General features: G+C 49.5%; 17 protein-coding genes and 1 pseudogene. 14 read left to right on the top strand and 4 right to left on the bottom strand.

The window, feature by feature from the left end:
* Positions 1–17: 17 nt before the first annotated feature.
* The 12 genes and pseudogenes from D0C16_RS22430 (at position 18) to purD (ending at position 13,113) form a co-directional block, all read left to right on the top strand.
* Positions 18–1,841, top strand: coding sequence for a protein-disulfide reductase DsbD (locus D0C16_RS22430; RefSeq protein WP_151034399.1), 1,824 nt, complete (start codon positions 18–20; stop codon positions 1,839–1,841).
* A gap of 342 nt (positions 1,842–2,183) precedes the next feature.
* Complete coding sequence (gene aroQ / locus D0C16_RS22425; protein WP_151034398.1) at positions 2,184–2,621, top strand: type II 3-dehydroquinate dehydratase; 438 nt, start codon at positions 2,184–2,186, stop codon at positions 2,619–2,621.
* Positions 2,622–2,684: 63 nt separating this feature from the next.
* Positions 2,685–3,155 (top strand): acetyl-CoA carboxylase biotin carboxyl carrier protein, encoded by a 471-nt coding sequence (gene accB, locus D0C16_RS22420; protein WP_151034397.1) that lies wholly within the window; start codon positions 2,685–2,687, stop codon positions 3,153–3,155.
* 26 nt (positions 3,156–3,181) lie between these two features.
* Entirely contained in the window at positions 3,182–4,522 is a 1,341-nt protein-coding gene (accC, locus tag D0C16_RS22415; protein ID WP_151034396.1) for an acetyl-CoA carboxylase biotin carboxylase subunit, read from the top strand.
* A gap of 172 nt (positions 4,523–4,694) precedes the next feature.
* A complete protein-coding gene (gene prmA, locus D0C16_RS22410) occupies positions 4,695–5,579 on the top strand; it encodes a 50S ribosomal protein L11 methyltransferase (RefSeq protein ID WP_151034395.1) in 885 nt (294 codons plus the stop codon).
* Positions 5,580–5,723: 144 nt separating this feature from the next.
* A pseudogene (locus D0C16_RS24810) lies at positions 5,724–5,804 on the top strand (MJ0042-type zinc finger domain-containing protein); the annotation flags it as partial.
* Between the two features lie 33 nt (positions 5,805–5,837).
* A complete protein-coding gene (locus D0C16_RS22405) occupies positions 5,838–7,415 on the top strand; it encodes a DUF3426 domain-containing protein (RefSeq protein ID WP_255481955.1) in 1,578 nt (525 codons plus the stop codon).
* A 70-nt stretch (positions 7,416–7,485) separates the two neighbouring features.
* Positions 7,486–8,436, top strand: coding sequence for a transporter substrate-binding domain-containing protein (locus tag D0C16_RS22400; protein ID WP_225318819.1), 951 nt, complete (start codon positions 7,486–7,488; stop codon positions 8,434–8,436).
* Positions 8,437–8,714: 278 nt separating this feature from the next.
* Positions 8,715–9,653, top strand: coding sequence for a tRNA dihydrouridine synthase DusB (dusB, locus tag D0C16_RS22395; protein WP_255482118.1), 939 nt, complete (start codon positions 8,715–8,717; stop codon positions 9,651–9,653).
* A complete protein-coding gene (gene fis / locus D0C16_RS22390) occupies positions 9,650–9,943 on the top strand; it encodes a DNA-binding transcriptional regulator Fis (protein ID WP_151034392.1) in 294 nt (97 codons plus the stop codon). The genes dusB and fis overlap by 4 nt, the downstream gene beginning before the upstream one ends.
* 144 nt (positions 9,944–10,087) lie before the next feature.
* Positions 10,088–11,665 carry a bifunctional phosphoribosylaminoimidazolecarboxamide formyltransferase/IMP cyclohydrolase gene (purH, locus tag D0C16_RS22385; protein WP_151034391.1) on the top strand — a complete coding sequence of 526 codons (1,578 nt, stop codon included), beginning with the start codon at positions 10,088–10,090 and terminating at the stop codon, positions 11,663–11,665.
* Between the two features lie 161 nt (positions 11,666–11,826).
* Entirely contained in the window at positions 11,827–13,113 is a 1,287-nt protein-coding gene (gene purD / locus D0C16_RS22380; protein ID WP_151034390.1) for a phosphoribosylamine--glycine ligase, read from the top strand.
* Positions 13,114–13,201: 88 nt separating this feature from the next.
* Here the strand turns inward: purD and D0C16_RS22375 are convergent, their stop codons facing one another.
* The 3 genes from D0C16_RS22375 to D0C16_RS22365 form a co-directional block, all read right to left on the bottom strand.
* On the bottom strand, positions 13,202–14,737 hold the full coding sequence (locus D0C16_RS22375) for a beta-N-acetylhexosaminidase (RefSeq protein WP_151034389.1): 1,536 nt from the start codon (positions 14,735–14,737) through the stop codon (positions 13,202–13,204).
* Between the two features lie 192 nt (positions 14,738–14,929).
* The gene (locus D0C16_RS22370; RefSeq protein ID WP_151034388.1) at positions 14,930–16,027 is read right to left on the bottom strand and encodes a hypothetical protein; all 1,098 of its coding nucleotides are present in this window, start codon (positions 16,025–16,027) and stop codon (positions 14,930–14,932) included.
* A gap of 40 nt (positions 16,028–16,067) precedes the next feature.
* Positions 16,068–16,931, bottom strand: coding sequence for a hypothetical protein (locus tag D0C16_RS22365; protein WP_151034387.1), 864 nt, complete (start codon positions 16,929–16,931; stop codon positions 16,068–16,070).
* A 170-nt stretch (positions 16,932–17,101) separates the two neighbouring features.
* On the opposite strand from D0C16_RS22365, the gene D0C16_RS22360 reads away from it, so the two are divergent.
* Entirely contained in the window at positions 17,102–18,046 is a 945-nt protein-coding gene (locus tag D0C16_RS22360) for a histone deacetylase family protein (RefSeq protein WP_151034386.1), read from the top strand.
* Positions 18,047–18,339: 293 nt separating this feature from the next.
* The gene (locus D0C16_RS22355; protein WP_151034385.1) at positions 18,340–19,191 is read left to right on the top strand and encodes a GTP-binding protein; all 852 of its coding nucleotides are present in this window, start codon (positions 18,340–18,342) and stop codon (positions 19,189–19,191) included.
* Positions 19,192–19,319: 128 nt separating this feature from the next.
* Here the strand turns inward: D0C16_RS22355 and D0C16_RS22350 are convergent, their stop codons facing one another.
* The gene (locus D0C16_RS22350; protein ID WP_151034384.1) at positions 19,320–20,168 is read right to left on the bottom strand and encodes an ABC transporter substrate-binding protein; all 849 of its coding nucleotides are present in this window, start codon (positions 20,166–20,168) and stop codon (positions 19,320–19,322) included.
* Positions 20,169–20,183 lie beyond the last annotated feature (15 nt).

Genomic DNA, 20,183 nt, shown 5'->3' with positions numbered 1-20,183 from the left:
CTCTAAAGAAACTGACTATGCTTTCACGCCTGATTTCCCTCTCACTGCAATCCTGGCTGCTGGTTACATGCCTTTGCGCCAATGCCGCTGATGACCCTTTCGCACCCAAAAGCCAGAGCTTTAACCAATCCCCGGTCTCGCTGGACAATAAAATCGCCGCGCAAGATGAGTTTCTGCCCGTAGCTCAGGCATTTGTTCCCACCTTTTCCATAGAGCAGGGAAAGCTATTGCTACATTGGAAGATCGCCGATCGCTATTACCTCTATGAAGAGCGATTCAAATTCAAAGCCGACGAAGGCATTAGCCTCAACCCCGTTTATACAGCGGGTAAAATGAAGTACGACGAGTTGTTCGAGCGCGAGACCATGGTGCACTACCATGAGGTGAGCGCCAGCTTTGACCTTAACGGAATCGCTAAACCATTTGTACTCAAGCTAGAATATCAAGGCTGCGCCGATGCGGGGCTTTGCTACCCACCACAAAAGAAAACCCTGGCTATTGACCCCGCCAATGCCTTGGTGGTTGAGCAATCTACTGCGGCAGCCATGCCAATCTCCAGTGAAGCCACCAATGCTGCCGCGGCAAGTGATTTAGCAACACCACCACCCCCGTCCGCAACTAACTCCCCCACAGAATCTATCTGGCTGTTACAAGCAGTGATTTTTGCTTTGCTGGGCGGCGTCATCCTGAACCTGATGCCCTGCGTTTTCCCGGTGCTCTCTATCAAGGTAATGAGCCTGGCAGCCGCTGATCGGTCGCGCCTGGCCATGCACGGCTGGGTGTACACCTTGGGGATAGTGGCTTGCTTTGTCGGATTCGCGATAGCGCTATTACTGGCACGCAAAGGCGGCGAAGCAATTGGCTGGGGCTTCCAGCTGCAATCGCCCGGCTTGATAGCTGCGCTGACCTATCTGTTTTTCGTGATGGGACTAAGCATGTCTGGAGTGATTCATTTCGGCGGCGGACTGATGGGTATCGGGCAAAATTTGACGCAAAAATCCGGGTTGAGCGGCTCTTTCTTTACCGGCGTGCTGGCGGCGGTTGTCGCCAGCCCCTGCACCGCCCCCTTTATGGGGGCGGCATTGGGTTTCGCTTTGACCCAACCCGCGTATGTTTGCATCACCATCTTTGCCGCACTGGGCTTTGGGATGGCTCTACCACTGTTACTGCTCTGCTATCTACCAGCACTCGCCAACCGACTGCCGAAGCCCGGCGCATGGATGGACAATATCAAACAACTACTGGCCTTCCCGCTTTACCTTAGTGCCATCTGGCTTTTGTGGGTCTATGGTCGTCAAACCAGCGTTACCGGAATGGCGACGCTGACCACTGGCGCTGTACTTATTGCCTTTGGCTGCTGGCTCTGGGGCAAACAAACTACCGGGCTCTGGCAGATTATTCGCCGCCTGTTAATGACAGCCAGCTGGTTAATTGCGCTCAGCTTCTTGTGGCAAACATCCGTCACAACAGAGAAAACCCAACAAACTGCCGGCCGTTGGCAGCCCTACAGCCCCGAGTTATTAGGCGAATTGCGCGCCCAAGGACGCCCGGTATTTATCAACTTAACCGCCGACTGGTGCCTGACTTGTCTTGCTAACGAACGCGTAGCACTGCATACCGAATCGGTAGAGAAGGTATTTGATGAATTGAATGTGGCAACATTAAAAGGCGACTGGACCAATACCGACCCGAAAATTACCGTACTTTTACAGGAATATGGCCGCAGTGGCGTGCCTTTATACCTCTGGTTCCCGGCGGATCGGGCAGGAAAGGCCGATGTATTACCGCAACTTTTAACGCCAGACCTAATCACTCGCCAATTAAAAGGGCAAAAAAACTGACATTTCGCCGATGATTAGCGAAAATAAATACAGATAGCAACTTTTTATAACAACTTCCCTAATCTTGCCGCTAACGGGGCGGCAAGATGCAGGGATAATCTGCTAAAACAGCTATTTGAAGCCAAATTTTTACCGCGCCCGAGACTAACTTCTGCAATCTTGCAGCGATTTTCGTCCATCTGAATAAAATTTCGCTGTCATCGTGGACATATCCTTTTTTTTGCGGCAAACTCCCCCTCACTTTGAATTTCCGGATGGGCGATTTAATCAAATTGCAACAATTCGCTGCCAATTGACCAAAATCGCCGCATAAAGCAGAAAATCACCCTAGGAACATTGCCAATGGCAACCATTTTGGTATTACACGGCCCCAACCTGAACCTGTTAGGGCTGCGCGAACCAGGAATCTATGGTGCGACCACTCTTGACGATATCAATCGCCACCTGACGCAGATTGCTCAAAACGCTGGCCACCATTTGCAAACCCTGCAAAGCAATGCCGAATACGAGCTAATTGACCGCATTCACGATGCCCGTAAAGAGGGCGTGGATTTCATCATTATCAATCCCGCTGCTTTCACCCACACCAGTGTCGCCCTGCGTGATGCCTTGCTGGGTGTAGATATTCCGTTTATTGAAGTGCACTTATCCAACGTGCACAAGCGCGAAGCGTTTCGTCAGCATTCGTATTTTTCTGATGTCGCCCAAGGCGTCATCTGCGGCTTTGGCGCCACCAGTTATGAACTGGCGCTGCAAGCCGCACTCAAACTTGTGAAATAGTTTTTCTTTAACCTTTTGGTCTGACCAAACCAACTACAACAACCTGTTGCCAGAGAGGACACCATGGATATTCGCAAAATTAAAAAACTGATCGAGCTACTGGAGGAATCCAACATCGGTGAGTTAGAAATCAAAGAAGGCGAAGAATCTGTACGTATCGCCCGCAATAGCGGCACCACTCAATATTTCAGCGCACCCGCGCCTGCTTTTGCTGCACCAGCTGCTGCCCCCATGGCAGCTGCACCTGTCGCAGCCGCTGCTGCACCGGCCGCCGCACCAGCAGCTGCCACTGCCAGTTCAGGACACGTAGTTCGATCGCCGATGGTAGGCACCTTCTATCGCTCACCAAGCCCAGGCTCACCGGCATTTGTCGAAGTTGGCAAGTCAGTAAAAGTGGGCGATGTTATTTGCATCATTGAAGCCATGAAGATGATGAACCAAATCGAAGCTGATAAATCCGGCGTGATTGAGGCTATCCTGGTAGAAGAAGGCAACCCCGTTGAATTCGACCAACCTCTGGTAACGATTGTTTAACCGCTACCCAACAGAGGATTCGGTCCATGTTTGAAAAAATTCTGATCGCCAACCGCGGCGAAATCGCACTGCGAGTCTTGCGAGCCTGCAAGGAGATGGGCATTAAAACTGTTGCTGTCCACTCGCAAATCGACCGCGATTTAAAACACGTACGCCTGGCGGATGAGTCGGTATGCATCGGCCCCAACCCGTCACCCAAAAGTTATTTGAATGTGCCGGCAATTATTGCTGCGATGGAAATTACCGACGCCCAGGCAGTTCACCCCGGCTACGGTTTCCTTGCAGAAAATGCTGATTTCGCCGAGCGAGTGCAGAAAAGTGGCTTCACCTTTATCGGCCCGGACCCAGATGTAATCCGTATGATGGGCGACAAAGTAGAAGCCATTAAAGCGATGAAAAAAGCGGGCGTGCCCACAGTCCCAGGCTCAGACGGTCCACTACCGGATGATGCCGAAGAGTGCATGAAGATCGCCAAACGCATCGGCTACCCGATCATCATCAAAGCGGCTGCCGGTGGTGGCGGGCGCGGCATGCGCGTAGTACACACCGAAGCCGCACTGATTAACTCCATCCACGTTACCCAGGGTGAAGCTAAAGCAGCATTTGGCGATGGCACTGTGTACATGGAAAAATTCCTGCAGAACCCGCGTCACGTGGAAGTACAGATCCTGTCTGACGGCCAGGGCAGCGCCATCCATTTGGGTGACCGTGACTGTTCACTGCAACGCCGCCATCAAAAAGTATTGGAGGAGGCACCTGCACCGGGAATTCCGCAAGAAGTGCGCGAAGCTACTTACGCTGCCTGTGTAAAAGCCTGTATCGACATCAAGTACAAGGGCGCTGGTACGTTTGAGTTTTTGTACGAAGATGGCCGCTTCTACTTTATCGAGATGAACACCCGCATTCAGGTGGAACATCCGGTATCAGAAATGGTCACCGGCATCGATTTGATCAAAGAGCAAATTCGCGTTTGCTCAGGCTTGCCATTGTCAATCAAGCAGTCTGACATAGTAATTAAAGGCCACTCTTTTGAGTGCCGTATCAACGCTGAAGATCCAAAAACCTTTATGCCTTGCCCTGGCTTGGTAAAAGGTTTCCATGCACCCGGCGGCTTAGGTGTTCGCGTTGACTCACATCTCTACAACGGTTATACAGTTCCGCCGAATTACGATTCAATGATTGCCAAAATTATCACCTACGGTGATACACGTGAAATCGCCCTGAACCGTATGCGTAATGCGCTGGACGAAACTATCGTGGACGGCATTCGTACCAACATTCCACTGCAACAAATGCTGGTGCGCGATGAAGCCTTCCGTAAAGGTGGTGTGAACATCCATTACCTGGAAAAGAAACTCGCCGAATAAGATTGGTGATTTCCGATCTGTAGGGGCGCGATTTATCGCGCCCTTTTACATTTCAGGGCACTAGTAAATGGTGAAATACAAATTTGCGCAGAATCTTTATGATGGGCGCAAGATTTTTGGGGTGCAATAAATTGCACCCCTACAACCAAATCATTATCAAGAAATACATTTTATGCCTTGGCTGCAACTGAAAATTATCACTCCGCGCCGTTACGTTGAGTCACTGGAAGACTCATTGCTGGCTTGTGGTGCCGCATCGGTTACCCTGCAAGATAACGCCGACCAACCTATTCTCGAGCCCGGACTGGGCGAAACCCCGCTCTGGGATAGCGTGAAAATAACCGGCCTGTTTGATGCCGAAATCGACACCGCGAAAACCATTAAACTTGCAGAGCGTCGTTTCGGCAATCCACTACCCGAACATTATTGGGAGCAATTGGAAGACAAGGATTGGGAGCGGGAGTGGATGGCAAACTACCATGCGATTCGTTGCGGCGAGCGCCTGTGGATTTGCCCCAGTTGGCAGCAGCCGCCGGAACCCGATAAGGTAAACCTGATGCTTGACCCGGGGTTGGCATTCGGCACCGGCACCCACCCCACCACATTCTTGTGCATGCAGTGGATTGACCAACAGGACTTCAGTGGGCTTGAGGTGGTCGATTACGGGTGCGGTTCAGGCATTCTAGGTATAGCCACATTGCTACTCGGCGCCAAGAAAGTTATTGGGGTAGATATAGACCCTCAGGCGCTGCTCGCAACCACTGAAAACGCTAAACGCAACAATTTACCTGCTGATGTAATGCCGGTTTATTTACCTCCGGATTGCCCCGCTGAGCCAGTTGATGTAATGCTCGCCAACATTCTCGCCGGTCCGCTGGCTGAATTGGCGCCTACACTAAATGCAATGACCAAAGTTGGTGGTAAATTGTGTCTGTCAGGGATTCTCGCCATTCAGGCAAAAACAGTTATGGCCGCCTACGAACCCTGGTTTGAATTTGACCCAATCGCAGAACAGGAAGAATGGGTGCGCCTGACCGCCACCAAAACTCGCGCCTAAAGCGCCAGATAACAGTGAGACAGTTGGCATTGCTGACGGAGACACGCCCGACCAACTGTCGCCGGAATTTACCGCACGTCTCACGCTGGTTACACTGGCAAGTATCAATAATAAGTTGACGTGGTTTTTTAAGGGCCTTGATGTATGACCTCTGCCAGCAACCAACAGATCACCCGTTGCCCAAAGTGTGGAACGGCTTTTCGCATTACGCAGACTCAACTCCAGTCCGCGAAGGGCGCGGTGCGGTGCGGCTCTTGTTTGAATGTTTTTAAAGCAATGGATTATCTGGTTGCTCCGGTTGCCACCTCATCAACGCCAACTCAACCAGACACCCAACAATCAAAACCGCAAGCTGTACAACCGGCAAAGAGTCCGGTAACGCCTGAACATCAGGCCACCAAACCCAAAAGCGATGCGACCAACAACCCCCCTCAGGCAACCGCCTCCAAGCCTGTTACGCCACCAGCATCACCCAAACCAGCACCAGCAGCAACCACACCCACCAACAAACCCGAGCAACTCGCTATTTTGAGCAGTATCAAGCCATTGCCAATTACCCCACCGGCACCCAACATTGCGTCGCCAAAAACAAGCACGAAGCCTGAGCCACAAAAACCCGTGGTGCGCGTTCTGGATAAATCCTCACTGACGCAGGGGGATGACATACTCATCAGCGATGATATGGAAGAGTCAAAGTCTGAAACCAAGAGCTACGAATTTGATGGCTTTATGGAGATAGACGCGACCCCCAAGACCGAAGTTTCATTGTTCGAACGCAAGATACGCGATTCACATAACATCGGGGAAACACAGCAGGGTACTGACGAATCCTGGGCAGAAATGCTAATTGAAGACGAAGACGAGGACACCCCCAAATTCGCAACCCAACGCAACTCTGCGATTCAGCCAGAGGAAGACCCATACGACCCGTATGCGTCCGAGCGAAACCCGGAAGCGCCCTCAACCCACGTGGAGCAGCCAGCTAAATCCACCAACCCACCCGGCCTGGTGTTTAGTCTGATTGCCGACACCGATACCTCGCCCCAGGCAATTGACCCCGAGTCGAGCCATTCCGCTGCGCCCGCAGGCCACAAGCAGGAAGAAGATGAGTTTATCCTCAGCGATGAGCTGGCCAATATCCCCAACAACTCAGGCTTCAAGCAACCATTAGTGACAGCAACCGAAACCCCACTTGACCCCAGTATCTTTGAAACACCGGACAATACTGCAAGTGACGATTCCGGCAAACGCCAAGTCAAAACACAACCCAAAATTCGCGCTTATGATGGCTCACGCACTGCGTTGTTAATGAACATCATGCCTGCACCCATTGAGTTTACCGCTAAACGCATGCGCCGTTGGTACCAGCGTAAGCTCTGGCCCACCTTGAGCCTCTTGGCACTGATTGGCTTGATCGTACAACTTGGCTGGTTCAAGTTTGAATATTTCAGCCGCGTGGAACCCTATAGAACTGCCTATACATTCCTGTGCCCCTACTTCAAGTGTCAGGTTCCGCCATTGGTAGACACCCGCCAGATCAGCGCATTTAATCTGGTAGTGCGCGAGCACCCGGAAACCCAAAGTGCGCTAGCTGTTGATGTAATGATTATGAACAACGCACCCTTTGATCAACCCTACCCTGATCTGGTGCTGGTATTTACAGATATCGACGACAATGAAGTCGCTTCTCGCCGCTTTCCCCCCAAGGAATATCTAGGTGGAGAAGCCGCTGGCAGCAGCTATATGCCGCAGAAACAGCCCGTGCACCTGACACTGGATTTAGTTGACCCGGGTGAGAAGGCAGTGAACTACCATATCTATATTCCACGCCAATAGACACAATCGGCCATACTCGCATCTAGACGACTAGCGCAACAATTGGCAATGGGCACAAGAGCATTTGGTCATGGACAAGGGCGTTAACGGCGAACGAATCAACCACACACTTCCCCATTATTCGGTTTCCCGCCGCGTGGGGCTGTTGCTATGTTTTGCGTTTTCTATGCCCGCCCTTGCAGAAAACACATCTGCTGCGCCCTCCCCTTCAGCGCTGATCGTTACCCACAAGCTACCCGAGATTACCAGTAATGAACGAGTGCTCTACGAAGTAGAGGCACTACAATTGGCACTGGAAAAAACCCGGGCGGAATATGGCCCTTATGAGCTACGGGGAATACCACCTATGAACCGCGCTCGCACCATCGCCGCCTTGCATAACAACATTTACCCCAATTTGATTTTGCAAATGAGTTACGAGGACGATCTGGCCGAACAGGAAAAGCTCGCGCACATCCCCTTCCCACTCGACCGCGGTGCACTTAGTTTTCGGATCTGTTTTATGCGCGATGAGCTGAAAACCAAAGTCAGCAACATCACGCGCAGCGAGCAACTTAAACAGTACACCTTTGGCACTGGTATAGGCTGGGCAGATACCAAAATCCTGCGTTACAACCACCTGCAAGTTATAGAAGCCAATAGCGTGGTCAATCTGTTTCGCATGACCAAAGCTGGTCGCGTGGACTTTTTTTGTCGCGGCCCATCGGAATACCACTACGAACACCAGCATGAGAGCAGCCTGGGTCTAACGAGCGACAGCCAAATGGCGCTCTATTACCCACTACCCAAATTCTTTTTTACCCACAAAGATAATCAGGCCGTGCTGGCGCGAATTAAACGCGGCCTGGAACTCGCCTACAAAGACGGGTCATTCAACAAGCTCTGGTACAAACGCCATCATCAGGGACTCACGGAAGCCCAACTGCAAAAACGCAATCTGGTGAAAATGGAAAATCCACTGATTAAACGCTTGTCGCGCGATTACGAAACCTATCTTTACGACCCCCTCACCGAACAGTAATAGTCACTGCCCCAAATCACTATTTTTTGCAACCCGAAATCACTAAAAAAGCCCGTTTTTATCGCTCAAAAAAACGGCGGTTTTTACGTTTTTTACGTTCCCAACCCCCGTCCAAACGGGTATCATGGCGCCCCTTTAATGCAGGGGCTCCGCTCAGTTTTTAAGCGGAGTGATTCCGATAAAACCAGCCTTTACGGCACAACGGCAAAAAAGCGTAATCACAACACGTGTTTAACATCGGCCCCTATTGCATAGATTCCAAAGTCATACTCGCACCTATGGCGGGGGTGACTGACCGGCCCTTTCGCCAATTGTGTCGCTCGCTGGGTGCAGGGCTGGTGGTATCGGAAATGTTAACAGCGGACTCCGCACTCTGGAGTAGCCGCAAAAGCAGTCTGCGTATGGATCACACAGGCGAAGCAGAACCGATTGCCGTGCAAATTGCCGGTGGCGATCCGGAAATGATGGCGGAAGCAGCGCGCCTTAACGCTGCTAACGGAGCCCAGATTATCGATATCAACATGGGCTGTCCGGCAAAAAAAGTATGCAAAAAAGCCGCGGGATCGGCCCTGCTCAAAGATGAGCAACTCGTAACAGATATTCTGCACGCCGTAGTGAGCTCAGTGGACATTCCTGTCACACTGAAATTTCGCACTGGCTGGAGCGATGAACAACGCAACGCTGTGCGTATTGCACAGATTGCCGAAGCCGCAGGTATACAAGCGCTTGCGCTTCATGGTCGCACCCGCGCTGACGCCTTTTTAGGTGACGCCGAGTACGACACTATCGCCAGTGTCGTTAATGCCGTGAAAATTCCGGTGTTTGCCAATGGCGATATAGATTCACCGCAAAAAGCCAAAGCTGTGTTGGATCACACAGGGGCTGCGGCGGTGATGATTGGGCGAGCCGCTCAAGGCCGTCCCTGGATCTTCCGGGAAATTGCGCATTACCTGCGTACCGGTGAGCAATTACCCGAACCATCCCTGATGGAAGTCAGGGATATTTTATGTACCCATCTGTGTGAGCTGTACCGTTTTTATGGTGAGTTTATGGGGCCGCGTATCGCGCGCAAACATGCGAGCTGGTATTTGCACACCGTCCCTGGCAGCGAAGTATTTCGCAAAACCTTTAACGCGATAGAGACCGCAGAAGAACAACAAACCAGCATTCAAAATTTCTTTGAACAGCTGCTTACGAAAGAGGAAAAAGCCGCATGAATACCGCAACTTTCTTTGCTGAATCAACTCCAGCACAAGCTGCCAACCAACAACCCGTTCAAGCTCAATCACTGCGCGGCTGTGTAGAGCAAGCCATGGATAATTATTTCAAGCATTTGGATGGTCAAGACGTTAGTAACGTATACGAAATGGTACTCGCTGAAGTAGAAGCCCCCATGTTGGAAATCGTATTGAAGTACACTCGTCACAACCAAACCCGCGCTGCTCAAGTATTGGGTTTAAACCGTGGCACTCTGCGTAAAAAATTGAAGCAATACGGTCTGCTGTAATTTTTCCAGCGCCGCATGGCAACTAAAAAAAGGGGTGGTGATTCGTTTCCACCCCTTTTGCTTTTTAGCGACTCTTATTTTTTGTACACCCGTTTTCCGCTTTAACTTTCTCATCTACTACTTTTACATCTACAGGAATTGTGTATGTCTACTTCTGATCTTGTTGCCGTAAAACGCGCCCTTATCAGTGTCTCGGATAAAACCGGTATTGTTGAATTCGCCCAAGCCCTGCACACCCAAGGCGTGGAAATTCTATCTACCGGTGGCACCTTTAAATTACTCACCGATAACAAGATCCCTGCGATTGAAGTTTCCGACTACACCGGCTTCCCGGAAATGATGGATGGCCGTGTAAAAACCCTGCACCCGAAAGTGCACGGCGGCATTTTGGGCCGTCGCGGTATTGATGAAGGCGTAATGGCACAACACGGTATCAACGCGATTGATATGGTCGTTGTCAATTTGTACCCGTTTGAAAAAACCGTTGCCAACAAAGATTGCTCACTGGAAGACGCGGTAGAAAATATTGATATCGGCGGCCCGACCATGGTCCGCGCCGCGGCAAAAAATCACGCCCACGTAAACATCGTTGTGAATGCATCTGACTACGCCACTATTCTGGCGGAAATGAAAGCGAACAATGGCAGCACCTCGTTAAAAACCCGCTTCAACCTCGCAATCAAAGCCTACGAACACACTGCGGCATACGACGGTGCTATCGCTAATTACTTTGGTCGTTTGGTAGAAGGTGGTAGCGCTGATTTCCCGCGTACCTTCAACACCCAATTTATCAAAGCACAAGAAATGCGTTACGGTGAAAACCCGCATCAAAAAGCGGCTTTCTACGTGGAAAAAAATCCACAGGAAGCAAGCATTGCCACTGCAAAACAATTACAAGGTAAAGAGCTGTCGTACAACAACGTAGCCGATACCGACGCTGCATTGGAAACCGTTAAGTGTTTCACCGAACCAGCCTGTGTGATCGTGAAACACGCCAACCCTTGCGGTGTTGCTGTAGCCGCCAATATTAAAGATGCTTATGACCTCGCCTACGCTACCGATACCGAATCGGCGTTTGGTGGCATTATCGCTTTCAACCGCGAATTGGATGCAGAAACCGCCAAGGCAATTGTAGAGCGTCAATTTGTGGAAGTCATTATTGCGCCGAGTGTTTCTGCTGAAGCCGTTGAAGTCGTTAAAGCGAAACAAAACGTGCGCCTGCTCGCCTGTGGCGAATGGGGAACTGAGCGCATCGGCGGCTTGGATTACAAACGCGTAAACGGTGGTTTGTTGGTGCAAGATCGCGATAACGGCATGATCACCGCTGCAGATCTAAAAGTTGTGAGCAAACGCGTTCCCACTGAAGCAGAACTGCGCGATTTATTATTCGCCTGGAAAGTGGCGAAATTTGTTAAATCCAACGCAATCGTCTACGCCAAAAATTCACAAACCATCGGCGTTGGCGCCGGCCAAATGAGCCGTGTAAATTCCGCGCGCATCGCAGCGATTAAAGCAGAACACGCTGGACTGCAAGTTGCTGGGTCGGTAATGGCTTCCGACGCTTTCTTCCCATTTCGCGATGGTATCGACAATGCTGCCAAAGTGGGTATTGCGGCTGTGATCCAACCCGGCGGCTCTATGCGCGATGCAGAAGTAATTGCCGCTGCTGACGAACACGGCATGGCAATGGTGTTCACCGGAATGCGTCACTTTAGACATTAATAGATCGCATCACGAATAATTTGCGACATTGCTTTTGTAGGTTGGTGGTGAGCTTGCGAACCCCAACAATGGTTGCGGTTAGATGGTCATGTTGGGGTTCGTTCCTTAGCCTACGCGGCTCGCCCCAACCTACATGAACAACTTAAAAAGAAATTCAATTTATGAACATATTAATTATTGGCAGCGGCGGCCGCGAACATGCCCTCGCGTGGAAAGCAGCGCAGAGCGCACAAGTAGAAAAAGTATTTGTTGCTCCAGGTAATGCAGGCACCGCACTGGAAGCAAAATTGGAAAACGTTGCGATCGACGTTTTGAATTTTGAAGCCCTGGCAAATTTTGCTGAACAAAATAACGTTGGTTTAACCATCGTTGGCCCTGAAGTTCCGCTGGTCGCCGGTGTGGTGGATTATTTCCAAGCGCGTAAATTATTGTGCTTTGGCCCCAGCAAAGGTGCCGCGCAATTAGAAGGCTCAAAAGCCTTCACCAAAGATTTTCTTGCGCGTCACAAAATCCCTACTGCCGACTACCAAAACTTTATTGAAGTGGAGCCTGCCCTCGCTTACCTGCGCGAGAACGGTGCTCCGATTGTTATCAAAGCGGATGGCCTTGCGGCAGGTAAAGGTGTAATCGTTGCTGAAACATTACAACAAGCTGAAGACGCCGTGCGCGATATGCTCTCGGGCAACGCGTTTGGCGATGCCGGATGCCGCGTCGTTATTGAAGAGTTTTTAGCAGGCGAAGAAGCCAGTTTTATTGTGATGGTCGACGGCAAAAACGTATTGCCAATGGCCACCAGCCAGGACCATAAACGCGTTGGCGATGGCGACACTGGCCCCAACACCGGCGGCATGGGCGCCTACTCACCTGCCCCTGTTGTAACGCAATCCGTGCATGATCGTGTGATGAAAGAAATCATTTATCCAACCGTGAATGGTATGGCGGCCGAAGGCAATACCTACGTCGGCTTCCTCTACGCGGGCTTGATGATTGATGCTTCTGGCGCACCTAAAGTTATCGAATACAACTGCCGTTTTGGCGACCCGGAAACCCAGCCAATTATGCTGCGTTTGCAATCCGATTTGGTTGAACTGTGTTTGGCTGCACTCAAAGGCGATTTGGATAAAACCACCGCCGATTGGGATGCGCGCGCTTCGGTTGGTATTGTATTGGCTGCAGGCGGCTATCCGGATAGCTACAACAAAGGCGACGTAATTTCCGGTTTACCAACAACTGAAGTTGCCGGCGAAAAAGTTTTCCACGCGGGTACCGCACAAAAAGATGGCAACACAGTCACGAATGGCGGCCGCGTACTTTGCGCCACGGCATTGGGCAACAGTGTTTCGGATGCACAACAACGCGCCTACAAACTCGCTGAAAAAATCAGCTGGAATGGAATGTTTTATCGTAATGATATTGCGTACCGCGCTATCGCACGCGAGAAAAACTAAGTCATCCGACCCCAGGCGCTGAAGCCAAGTTCTTCAAAAAAAACGCAGCATTAAACAGTGCTGCGTTTTTTTCGCTTATTAAACCGCCCTACCAACCCAATTGCGGCTCAATGTAGTAGTGAATTCCCGCATTATCAAAATAGGGTTTTAGTGATTTCATCCGCTGGGTAAATTCCTGATAATTGCGTGCAGATTGATTCGTCCAGGCAATTTCCGCTACCGCTGCAAGGCGCGGCCACATACGATTATCCATTGCTGCTTCTGATGAGACGAGCTCGCTCCAAACCGGCGCTTCTATGCCAGTGACCAGTGAATATTTTTGTGGGTTAAAACTGTAAACTCGTTCCAGCGGAACACCCTGCTTGCGACACCATGTATAGGTTTCAGGTTGACCATTGACGTTGCCGTGATCCAGATACAAATAGCTACAGGGAGACAGGATCAAGTGGATATTGCGATCAGTCGCCGATTTAATGTCGTAATCGTCATTCCACAATTGCAGCAATGTATTTGGTGCAAGATTTTTTCCCGCCGATGCTTCTTCCCAGCCAACCATCGTGCGATTTAATTCTTTAATAATCTGACCAGCCTTATCAATAAACTCACCATACAATGCGTGCTTAATTTCATCCCCACCGATATGAATATATTGCGATGGAAATACATTCACCACTTCGGTCAAAACATCCTGTACAAATGGATAAATGACCTCAGGCTTGGTAAGACACAACGCACTGAAACCGACATTAAGGCCGATGTATAAATCCAGATTACTTACATTATCGCACGCTAACTCGTTGTATGACGCAATTGCAGCTTGCACATGTCCGGGCATATCCAGCTCGGGAATAATCTCTACATTGTAGTTCGCCGCATAGGCAACCAGATCTTTCAGTTCTTCTTGAGTATAAAAGCCACCAGGGCCGCCACCGGCTTGTGTGGATCCACCCACACTGGTTAGCTTCGGATATTTTTTTATCTCCATCCGCCAACCCTGATCATCCGATAAATGCAGATGCAATTTATTCAGCTTGAATGCAGCCATTCGCTCAATATGTTTTTTTAAATATTCAATACCGAAAAAATGGCGCGCGACATCCACCATACTGCCGCGCCAGGCATACTGGGGCACATCCGTAATACTTACTCTGGGCAATTTATACGACGCTTGCCTGCCAACCGGAAGTAATTGCTGTAGAGTTTGTAACGCATAAAACAACCCTGCATCTGTTTGTGCGCGGATACTGATATCGTCTGCAATAATTAAACTGTATCCCTCATCACCCAAGTCCGCTTGATTAACCAATGACAAGCGAATTTTAGCGGCTGCGGAATTCACGGAGTTAATCCCCAGGGAGTTCAGCAAACGCATCACGGCCTGATTGGCAGTGGGTGCATTAGCATCCGTACTCAAAACAACTTCTGCGCCCAGATCAAACACGCCATTATGCTCAATCACTTCCGCGGGTAATGGGACCAGGGCTAACTGTGTGGCAGCGCTTGAAAACGTTTGGCTACTGGCTAGCGCAGCTGATGAGTTTGCGGATGTACTCTTTGACGTCCCCGAAGATCCACCGCACGCAACTAGCGAAAAACAAAACATTAATAAGATATATCTATACATGGTTGACTCTCACTACTTATTTTTTTAATGGGTTTTGTTGACTACCAGCAACGGTCAAATTGCCTCAACCAATACTAACCAGAGCAAAAATACTCTGAAGGATGTTTATCAATTCTTTACCCGTTCGTGAAAGATGCGATGCAAATAAAAAGCCCGCATTTGCGGGCTTTTTGGTTACCAATCCGCTAAAACTTAATTGACACGAATCGGCAGATAAGATGCGTTGTTGGTAGAAACAGTTTCAGTCAGCGCATTGTCGTAATCCACAATTGCACCCACCCAGTAATTGGTCCCCGACGTCAGATCGGCAGGAATTACCAGATTGCTTTTGAACGTGGCCGGTTGATTACGACTTAAGGTTACCGTGCCAGTACCAATCAAACGATCTGCCGTGCTAATCAAATTATTGGTAGAAACATAGTAAGCAATTTTAACTGTTTGGCTGGTTTTGCCATTGTTCTCGCCGGTTAATTCGAGCTGTACTGACTGGCCTTTATTGACGCGATAACGGCGCTCACCAGCATCGTTAAACCAGCTCAATACCGAGCCACCGGAAGTAAACATTTGCGTAGGTTGATGCGTGGAGTACTCGCCATCCTTACCCAAATATTTAAAATTAGTCAGCGACAAATCTTCCATAGCACCAGCTTGCGCACCATAAAGGATAACTGAACCCTCTGCACCATCTTCACCTAAATAGGAGCGTGCGGTGTCACCGTTAGCATGGATGTGGGTCCAATCTTGACCCATGATGCTGTACCAGCGATTTTCGTGCAGCAAACCCATCGCGTGTGAAAATTCATGTACAGCGGTTGTTTCAAAGGGACGGAACATGCCACCAAAAGCCCACAGATTGGTTTTGCTCATTGATGTGGTGTAAGACTCGGCAGTGTTAAACACTACATCGACTTCATCAATACCATAGTGCCAACCGAAAGCCCAATAGCAGTGATACCAGGTTAATGCACGTGCTGGCGCGCCGCCGTGTACATCCGGATCGCTGGTAAACCAGGTTTCATTTTGTCCGTTATCGCGACCGATAGACGTATCGCCAAACACCAACGAAAAATTAAAATTACTGGGGTTGTCGTTTACACGGTTAATAGAAGTTTGTAACGAGTTACCAAATGCGGAACCTGATGGAAAACTCACATTGCTCGCACGCATCGTTACCGAATTGCTGCCCCATTTAATTTTGTTGCCATCGCAGGTGCGCCAACCAACCGCGCTCGCGCTCATTGCGCTCAGGGTCATTACCAAACCAAGTGACGTTAAGAGTAATTTTTTCATGATAGTTTCCTTGTCATTAGACATTTAAAAAAGTGAGTAATTAAAGAACCGGGTTGCCGCTATTTTTGCGAATCGCTTCCTCTTCCCAACGATCGAAATCGCTTGGAGTCGTCGCACGACGCAACAAACCTGGCGCGCTCTCAACAGGCGCGGCTTCGGGAGCCATGGCCGCAGATTTAAACTCGTCTTTAATCGATGCAGAAATAAATACCGGTGTATCCGCACGTGCGCTGGCGACTTCCTGCGCTTGCTCACGTAACTCGGCAATAAATTGCTCTGCTTTTACTGCAGTCGCGGGTACAGCAGGAGAGACAGGTTCACGCGCAACACTGGCCAAGGCGTTGGCACCGTGCCCAACTTCACCCTTACCGTCGGCTTCAGTAGCGATCACAGCAGAGGATATCGCGTAGCTGCTATCCGTTTTTTCGATAATCGCACGACCATCATCACTCGCCAACACACCATCCAGATTGCGGAAGCGACCGGATGTGCATTTCGCTAACGGGCAGATGCTGCTGTTATTTTTGCTGGCGAATAAAATATCGGTATCGCCTAATTGAAATTCCGGGGTTTCAGATACTTCCAGATAACGAATCACTTCGCCTTTTTGTTGGCGGCCACCCAGAAAACGCAAGGTAACTTGTGAGCCATCCGGACGACCGGAGATCACTTGATCAACGTCGTAGGTCACAAAGGTATGTGGGAGACCATCGGCAGAGTCTTTGTATTCCACGCCCACAACCTTGCCAGAAAACACCAAATCCGATTGCGCCAACAAATCGCGCGTTGCGATACTGGTGGTTTTTTCCGGGGTTGCTACAGCAGCAGAAACAGACGATGCAGTTAGAGCAGATTGAACGGCCAGAGCAGATAAAACTGCGAGCCACAGCGGTGACTTTTTCATAAAAATTTCCTTTTAGGTTAGTGATGCGCCGACATCATCAGTCGACGGTGATCAGTATAGGCGGCGGCAAAATCATTCCCCGTTAATTAATCCCCACCGCCTTGTGAAATATTCACAAGGCCTTGCACAAGCGTTTATAGTGGCGACTATTGCGCAGGATAAATAAGACTATGCTGACCACATTAATTAGCCACCCTAGTTGTCATGAACACCAGATGCCCGACGGCCACCCGGAATGCCCCGGGCGAATTGATGCGATATCTAACCAACTATTAGCGAGCGGCATTGATGCGCTGCTGTATCAGCGCGAAGCACCAGCGATTACCGATGAACAATTATTGCGCGTTCATAGTATTGAACATATCCAGAAAGTTACGCGCGCGGTGCCGCAATCCGGTATTCATTTTTTTGCCGATGACGTTTATCTATCACCCCACACATTGACGGCCGCACGTCACGCCGCCGGCGCCGGTATTTTGGGTGTGGACATGGTAATGCGCGGCGAAACAGATTCGGTGTTTTGCAACGTACGCCCACCGGGCCACCACGCTGAACAAGCACGCGCCATGGGATTCTGCATTTTTAACAATATCGCCATAGCCGCAAAACACGCTTTGGAAACCTATGGATTGGAGCGCGTCGCCATAGTGGATTTTGATGTGCACCACGGCAACGGCACTCAAGATATTTTTTTAAACGAGCCACGCGTGCTTTTTTGTTCCAGCTTCCAGTACCCGTTTTACCCAAATACTGAAATTGACGATGTACCCGCAAATATCATCAATACTCCCCTCCCCGCCACCTGCCGCAGCCAAGGCTTTCGCGATGCCATTAGCAGCCAGTGGCTACCAGCGCTGGAAAGCTTCAAACCGCAGCTTATTTTTATTTCCGCCGGCTTTGATGCCTATATCGATGATGACATGTCGTCTATCAGTTTGGTGGAACAGGATTACACCTGGATCACCCAAAAAATGCGTCAGTTGATGGATAGCAGCAAGCTTTATCCCACCGAAGAGCAATGCAAAGGCATAGTGTCTATGTTGGAGGGTGGTTACGATTTATTGGGCTTGGGCCGCTGCGCGGTTGCACATATCAAAGCCCTGGCAAAACTTTAACGCCCGCGGAATAACCCTGAGGTTCGCAATCCCTCACCATCGGCTTCGAATTAGCCTACATTCGCCATACCTTTTACATACCAAAAAAAATCTCTTTTTTTTCAAAAACTTAGACACCCCTTATTAACACCCGCCAACTTTGTAATGACGCGCAATCACTGCACAATGATTTCGCGTTAACAAGAATTTCAAACCAGTAAGACCCAACACCAGCGCTGTAGCAATATCCCTGTGGCAGCAATAACGCCCTTGGAATAGCAGCGTAAATCCCGTTCACTTAATGAGAGGTTTATATGCAATTCATTCTGAAAACTGCTCTGCTTTTTAGCTTGCTAATAGGTGCTACCGAAGTGATGGCTGCCAAAACATCTGAGCCTTCACTAAGCCTTGTATGGCAAGTAACCGGGCTGGACATCCCCGAATCAGTGTTGGAAGTTCACCAGGGAGGGCAAGACTTTTTCTTGGTGTCGGTACTCAAAGGCGATTACTACAGCAAAGACGGCAATGGGGATATTGCGAAGATCAGCAAAAATGGACAGTTGCTGGATAGCGCTTGGGCCAGCGGTTTAAATGCCCCCAAAGGCATGGCAATTTCCGGCAAGTTTCTTTACGTTTCCGATATCGATGAAGTTGCTGTTATCGACCTGAAAAGCGGCGCGATTGTTAATCTAATTCCAATACCGGGCTCTGCTTTCTTAAACGATGTGGTCGCCAATAAACACGGCGATATTTTCGTTTCAGACACGGGCGCAGGAAAAATTTACAGAATTCGCAACGGAGTTCCTGAGATTTATATCGACAACGTACCCAGTGCTAACGGCTTGGCAATCGAAAAGGATGTTTTACTCGTAGGATCAGGCTCCCAACTGGTTCGCTACAACACCGCAAGCGAAGCAACATTGATTACCCAAATGCCCTTCGGACTCATTGACGGCATTGCGGAGGTAAAATGTGATAGCTATCTGGTGTCTGTGTGGGAGGGACAAATTTATTGGGTGAATAGCGATGGAACCAAAACACTATTGCTGGACTCCAGCACTACCGGAATTTTTACCGCCGATTTTGCCTACAGCAAAAAGCGCAAACTCTTGGTCGTTCCGAATTTCTTTAGCAATACTGTCAGCGCCTATCGCGTAACATACTGATGCGCTACCCTCAGCCATAGGCGCGAAGGGCTAACCTGAGTGTATGGCTGAGGGATAAGTGGCAACAAATCCATGGACAATAAATCCATTAACAATAAATCCATTGACAATAAAAAAGGTAAGCAGTGCTATTGCAACGCGGCGCTGTTATCGATCTCGATAATTCGCGGTTTTTTTTGCAACAGGTTACGCCCGAGATTAAACAATTCGGTTCGCTCCAGTAGCTCCACCAAAGAACCATCGTCGTTGGCGATTGCTACCCCCTTTTCCAAACGCTGCGCCAAGTGCTCATCTTCCTTGCGCACAAAAAAGCCGTAACTAACAGGTTCCGAGTACTTCAAGAGCAGATTCGGTACAACCGCAATATCCTGCGCGGAAAACATAGCCAAATCCATTCCCACTTCATGTAATCCTCGGGTAATGAAATCAAACCGCTTCGCGGTTAACATTTTCATCAACAAACCAAAATCGACCGCGGTCACCACTTTAAAACCATTTGATTGCATCACACGAGTATCGGTCCAATTACTACCATTCCCCGCACTCCACCTATGCAAATCTTCGAGAGTTTCTATTTTTTTAAATTTATTAAGGTCAGATCTTCGGATAAGTAATGCACGATAATTATTCAAGTCATGTAATAAATTTACATCGATATAGCGCATTTTTTGCAGGCGCTCAGGTGTTGCCGATGCCCAAATAACATCTACGCCAGATGCACTTTGCAGCATGGCCCTTACGCGATCAACACTCGCCTCAAAAGGGCGCTGCCGGATAATAAAGTCACCATGGCTTGTACGCGTTTTTTCCAGTGCTAATCGCAGTACATCTTCATAATAACTGGTAATGTCGCTGCCATCACTGCTGGAGCGCCCGATGACACCGACCGTTAATGGCTGTGAACTGGCGCATACTGCAACAATAAACAGCCAACAGCCGATAAAATATTTAATGAAGGAATCAGATTTCAACCGCATAATCTTCTCATCGTT

The organism is Cellvibrio sp. KY-GH-1, from assembly GCF_008806975.1.
GTDB lineage: Bacteria > Pseudomonadota > Gammaproteobacteria > Pseudomonadales > Cellvibrionaceae > Cellvibrio.
This window is presented reverse-complemented; position numbering and strand designations above follow the sequence as displayed.

Excerpts from the sequence above, each read along its gene's own strand:
- D0C16_RS22430 (WP_151034399.1), top strand. The coding sequence starts at position 18 with ATGCTTTCACGCCTGATTTCCCTCTCACTGCAATCCTGGCTGCTGGTT.
- aroQ (WP_151034398.1), top strand. The coding sequence starts at position 2,184 with ATGGCAACCATTTTGGTATTACACGGCCCCAACCTGAACCTGTTAGGG.
- accB (WP_151034397.1), top strand. The coding sequence starts at position 2,685 with ATGGATATTCGCAAAATTAAAAAACTGATCGAGCTACTGGAGGAATCC.
- accC (WP_151034396.1), top strand. The coding sequence starts at position 3,182 with ATGTTTGAAAAAATTCTGATCGCCAACCGCGGCGAAATCGCACTGCGA.
- prmA (WP_151034395.1), top strand. The coding sequence starts at position 4,695 with ATGCCTTGGCTGCAACTGAAAATTATCACTCCGCGCCGTTACGTTGAG.
- D0C16_RS22400 (WP_225318819.1), top strand. The coding sequence starts at position 7,486 with ATGGACAAGGGCGTTAACGGCGAACGAATCAACCACACACTTCCCCAT.
- dusB (WP_255482118.1), top strand. The coding sequence starts at position 8,715 with ATGGCGGGGGTGACTGACCGGCCCTTTCGCCAATTGTGTCGCTCGCTG.
- fis (WP_151034392.1), top strand. The coding sequence starts at position 9,650 with ATGAATACCGCAACTTTCTTTGCTGAATCAACTCCAGCACAAGCTGCC.
- purH (WP_151034391.1), top strand. The coding sequence starts at position 10,088 with ATGTCTACTTCTGATCTTGTTGCCGTAAAACGCGCCCTTATCAGTGTC.
- purD (WP_151034390.1), top strand. The coding sequence starts at position 11,827 with ATGAACATATTAATTATTGGCAGCGGCGGCCGCGAACATGCCCTCGCG.
- D0C16_RS22375 (WP_151034389.1), bottom strand. The coding sequence starts at position 14,737 with ATGTATAGATATATCTTATTAATGTTTTGTTTTTCGCTAGTTGCGTGC.
- D0C16_RS22370 (WP_151034388.1), bottom strand. The coding sequence starts at position 16,027 with ATGAAAAAATTACTCTTAACGTCACTTGGTTTGGTAATGACCCTGAGC.
- D0C16_RS22365 (WP_151034387.1), bottom strand. The coding sequence starts at position 16,931 with ATGAAAAAGTCACCGCTGTGGCTCGCAGTTTTATCTGCTCTGGCCGTT.
- D0C16_RS22360 (WP_151034386.1), top strand. The coding sequence starts at position 17,102 with ATGCTGACCACATTAATTAGCCACCCTAGTTGTCATGAACACCAGATG.
- D0C16_RS22355 (WP_151034385.1), top strand. The coding sequence starts at position 18,340 with ATGCAATTCATTCTGAAAACTGCTCTGCTTTTTAGCTTGCTAATAGGT.
- D0C16_RS22350 (WP_151034384.1), bottom strand. The coding sequence starts at position 20,168 with ATGCGGTTGAAATCTGATTCCTTCATTAAATATTTTATCGGCTGTTGG.